The organism is Arthrobacter sp. 2YAF22_2 (genome assembly GCF_052114645.1).
Taxonomy (GTDB): domain Bacteria; phylum Actinomycetota; class Actinomycetes; order Actinomycetales; family Micrococcaceae; genus Arthrobacter.
Window position 1 is genome coordinate 1 of the sequence record NZ_JBFRFD010000347.1, and the last position, 3,943, is coordinate 3,943.

Annotated in this window: 4 protein-coding genes; 2 read left to right on the forward strand and 2 right to left on the reverse strand. The window is 64.4% G+C overall.

The annotated features are described in order from the left end of the window. Together AB4Y86_RS13690 and AB4Y86_RS13695 are read right to left on the reverse strand one after the other, a co-directional pair. Positions 1–850 (reverse strand): LysR substrate-binding domain-containing protein (locus AB4Y86_RS13690; RefSeq protein WP_441402760.1); only part of this gene is annotated, 850 nt, incomplete at its 3' end. A gap of 141 nt (positions 851–991) precedes the next feature. Then, entirely contained in the window at positions 992–2,365 is a 1,374-nt protein-coding gene (locus AB4Y86_RS13695) for an MFS transporter (RefSeq protein WP_441402761.1), read from the reverse strand. A 282-nt stretch (positions 2,366–2,647) separates the two neighbouring features. On the opposite strand from AB4Y86_RS13695, the gene AB4Y86_RS13700 reads away from it, so the two are divergent. Further along, positions 2,648–3,346 carry a maleylpyruvate isomerase family mycothiol-dependent enzyme gene (locus AB4Y86_RS13700; protein WP_441402762.1) on the forward strand — a complete coding sequence of 233 codons (699 nt, stop codon included), beginning with the start codon at positions 2,648–2,650 and terminating at the stop codon, positions 3,344–3,346. 408 nt (positions 3,347–3,754) lie between these two features. Beyond that, a partial coding sequence (locus tag AB4Y86_RS13705; RefSeq protein WP_441402763.1) for a hypothetical protein occupies positions 3,755–3,943 on the forward strand: 189 nt, incomplete at its 3' end.

A 3,943-nucleotide genomic window follows, 5' to 3' on the forward strand; every position in this document is an offset into this window, starting at 1 on the left:
CCAGAAAGTTGTGCAGCAGCGCAGAGTGATGCCCGCGCATCCAGGCGACGGCGAGCTCCACTTCGGGGACGCTTTCTATCTCCCGGTAGGCCACGCCTTCCAGTTGGAAGGCCTGCACGCTGGACGGCATGACCGCCACACCGCCGCCCGCGGCTACGAACGCCAACATCGTGGACGTTTCGCCAACCACCTGCGTGATGCGCGGCTGGAAGCCCGCCTGGCGGCACAAGTCTGCTGTGGTGCGGTAGAGCACAGACTCGGGTCCGTAGGCGATGAAGTCCTGGTCCTGCAGTTCGTGCATTGCCACCGGCCGATCCACGGCCAGGGCGCTGAAGGACGGAAGCGCGACGACGAGCGGCTCCCGGGTGACCGTCCTGTAGTCGATGTCCTGCGACGCGACGGGCGGCCGCAGCAACGCTGCGTCCAGGGTGCCGTCCCGCAGGCCTGCTTCCATCGATGGCGTGAGCATTTCACCGTGCAACGCAAGGGACAGACCTGGCAGGACCTGTTTCGCGAGGCGGGCGATCTGGGGCATGACGCCGTAGGTTGCAGACCCTGAGAAGCCCACCCGCAGGACTCCGGTTGCGCCCCGACCCACCTGGTAGACATCGGCCTGGAGGGTGGCGACGTCGTTGACGATCTGCCGTCCGCGGTCCAGCAGAAGCTGACCCGCCGCTGTGAGGTCCACCCTGCGGGTAGTCCGCTTCAGCAACTTGACTCCGAGCTGCTCTTCCAGCTGGCGGATCTGTTGCGAGAGAGGCGGCTGCGCCATGTGGAGGCGCTTGGCAGCTCGGCCGAAATGCCTCTCCTCTGCAACCGCAATGAAGTAGTTCAGTTGGCGGATGTCCACTTTGGGTCCCGTCCTTCCGCTGACCGACCCCGGGCTGCCCTGGGCTCGTTATTGATTCAAAGAATAACCAGAATGAGCCCTACTAGGATAATTAGCAGACGTAAAGYGACAGAGCAGCGTCGGTGTGGACTACGTGAGCTGTCAGGCAGGGATGCTGTCCTCTGCCCGGCCAGCTGCGATCTCCTCGACTTTGTGTTCGGCCTGCTCCAGCATGCGCTGGCGAGGCACCAGGACCGTGACCACGGCGCCGACCAGGGCCACTGCCCCGTAGAGGTAGAAGGCTGTGGATCCGCCGACCCCCGCGGCGGCCAGCCACCCGCCGATGATCGGACCGAGCACCCCGCCCAGCCGGCCCACGCTTGCGCACCATGCGACGCCCGCGGCCCGGGCATTGGTGGTGAAGTAGTTGGACTGGAACCCGTAGATCAGGACCTGGGTTCCCAGCGTTCCCACGCCTGCGAGGGCGATAAAAGCAAAGAGCAACGGCAACGGAAAGCTGAAGGTCATTAGTGCCAAGGAAATGGTCGCCAGTGCAAAGGTGGCCGCGATGACACGCTGGGGGCCGCTCTTGTCGGCCAGGCGAGACGCGAGCAGACCGCCTGCCACTGCGCCGAGGTTCAGCGCCAGCGGGAAGAACAGGGAGTATGTCCGTCCGTAGCCGTAGCCCTCCATGATCTTGGGCAGCCACGTGTTGAGTCCGTACGTCAGCAGAAGACCGCAGAAGGACATCAGGCCCAGCAGAATGGATGCTACTGCGAACTGGCGGGAAAATACGGCTGCAAAGCCTGATTTCTGCGGCGCGGCGCCGACCTGCAGGATGACCCGCTCTTCGATGAGCGGTACGCCGGTACGTTGCGCGGCAGCGAGCGCCTCCTGTTCACGGCCCCGGGACAACAGCCACCGCGGTGATTCGGGGAGCTTGCGCCAGGCAATAGGCAAGAGAACGAGCAGCGGCAGGGAGCCGATGATGAACAGCCCGCGCCAGCCGATGCTGTCGAGGAAAAGGATGCCCAGGATGGAGGCCAGGACACCGCCTGCCGGGATCCCCGAATACACGATTGCGTTGTAGAACTGCCGCCTTCCCGCGGGCGCGAATTCAGCCATCGTGGCGCCGGCGCTGGCAATGACTATTCCCAGACCGAGTCCGGTCGCAAACCGCAGGGCGCCGAACGCAGGGACGCTGGTGGCAAAGGCTGTGGCGAACATTCCGACGGAGAACCAGGCTATGCCCAGGAGCATCAGCCGGCGCCGGCCGAAAAAGTCACCGAAGGCGCCGCAAACCAGTGAGCCCACAAGGACCCCGATGAGGGCCCAGGATCCGAGGAGCCCGGCGGCGGCTGCATCAAACGCTCCGATCTGGCCCGGGTCGGCGAGCAGTCCCGGAAGGACTGTGCCGTAGATGACGAGGTCATAGCCGTCAAACAAGAGGGCTGTGCAGATGACGAAGGCCACCCAATTGGCGGTCCGACCCTCCTTCTGTGGATTTTCGGCTACAACGGCATGCGGTTGTGACATGGTCCCCAAGTCCTCTCCGGGCGAAACGGAGGCCTGCGGCGCCAGGAGGATCCGAGGGGCCGTCCTCCGAGTGCGTTCAGCCTGACAGGTGTGTGAGGTTCGCCATATGGGGGAAAAGCCCAGCATTCCGCCCGGGGGTCATTTATATGCCGGTGGTCTCAAACGATCTCTTCCGTGAAGTAAGACTGCACAGCTGTTCCGCCTCTCAGTCCAGACGATCAAAATATGAAACAGCGGGCCAGAACGCTGGTTCCTGCAATATGGCGTCTATAGGCTGGCAGCATGATCAACCGCGCACGCCTATACTCGGACCTGTCCCGGCTGGGCAGAGAAACGGACATGCTCCAGGCCACCGTCGCATCACTATCTGACGAGGAGATGGCCGCTCCCTCGCGGTGCGAGGGCTGGACCCGGGCCGATGTTGTCGCCCACGTCGCGTCCAGCGGACGCGCCCTGGTAAAACTCATCGATTGGGCCGTCACGGGGGAGGCGGCCACCCTGTACCCCTCGGGTGAGGCCCGAGCCCAGGCGATCTCGGCACTGGCAGCGCTGCCACGGGAGGAACTCACAGGCGAACTGCTGGTGTCCGCGCGGTTCTTTGCCGAGCAGGCCCAGCGACTCGATGGGGAGCTCGCAGCCCCCGAAGTGCAGGTGAATAGCAAGCCCATCCCCGCTACGTCCATCGTGGCGCTTCGAATTGCCGAAGTGGTCGTGCATCACCATGACCTGGACACCGCCTGGACGATCGAGGAGGCCGACCCCGATTCGCTGCTGAACGCCCTTGAAGCTGTGGTGCGATCGCTACGCGCCAAGGGCGCCCCGGGAATGACGCTGGTGACAGAAGAGCGTGACCAGTGGGTAATCGGCGACGGGGGCTTGCGCGTTGTGTCCGATCGCGAGGGCCTGCTCCAGTGGCTGGCACGTGGGGACGCCGGACACATTGAGACGGACGGCCCGGTGCCGGCACTGCCATCCTGGTGAGCGTGCCGGCGCCAGGGACTAGGGCGCGTCGGGAACGCCTCTTCCATGTCTACTGTCGCGGTGCCGGCAATGACTCCCTTGGCTTGTTCAATGAGGATCCTGCTGTTCAAGGCGCGTTGCTATTGTTCGGTGACCAACTCCGGCTCACGTTAGACGCGTTCCTGCAGGATGCTGATCATTGCGACGTCCGCAGGGCCTGGCCGACGGCGGAGTCCCCCCGACTCAGCGCGCCGGGTTGTTCTTCGAAGAGGCCCTTGGCTCCACTTATCCTGCCGTGAACCCGCGTTGGGACGGCGTGTACTGAACGGAAACCCTGGAAGAGCGCGCCCGCTTGGAATTCGGGCCACTTCCCGTTCCGGGAGCGGATGTCGTGCCGCCCCGGAGTTGGAGTATCTCAACGAGCTGGCTTTGTTTGCTGGCGGAGGCCACGACCTGCAGTTCGCCGCGCGGATCGGCAAGGAGCAGGCCTGCTGCTGCCGCGTCCAGCAAATCGACGGACACTTCAACCAAGAACGCTCCGGCTCATCCCGGGCCGCTGGCTGGCGCCACCTTCGGCACGGCGACAATGCAGTCACCCTGCGGCGCGATAGTCATCAC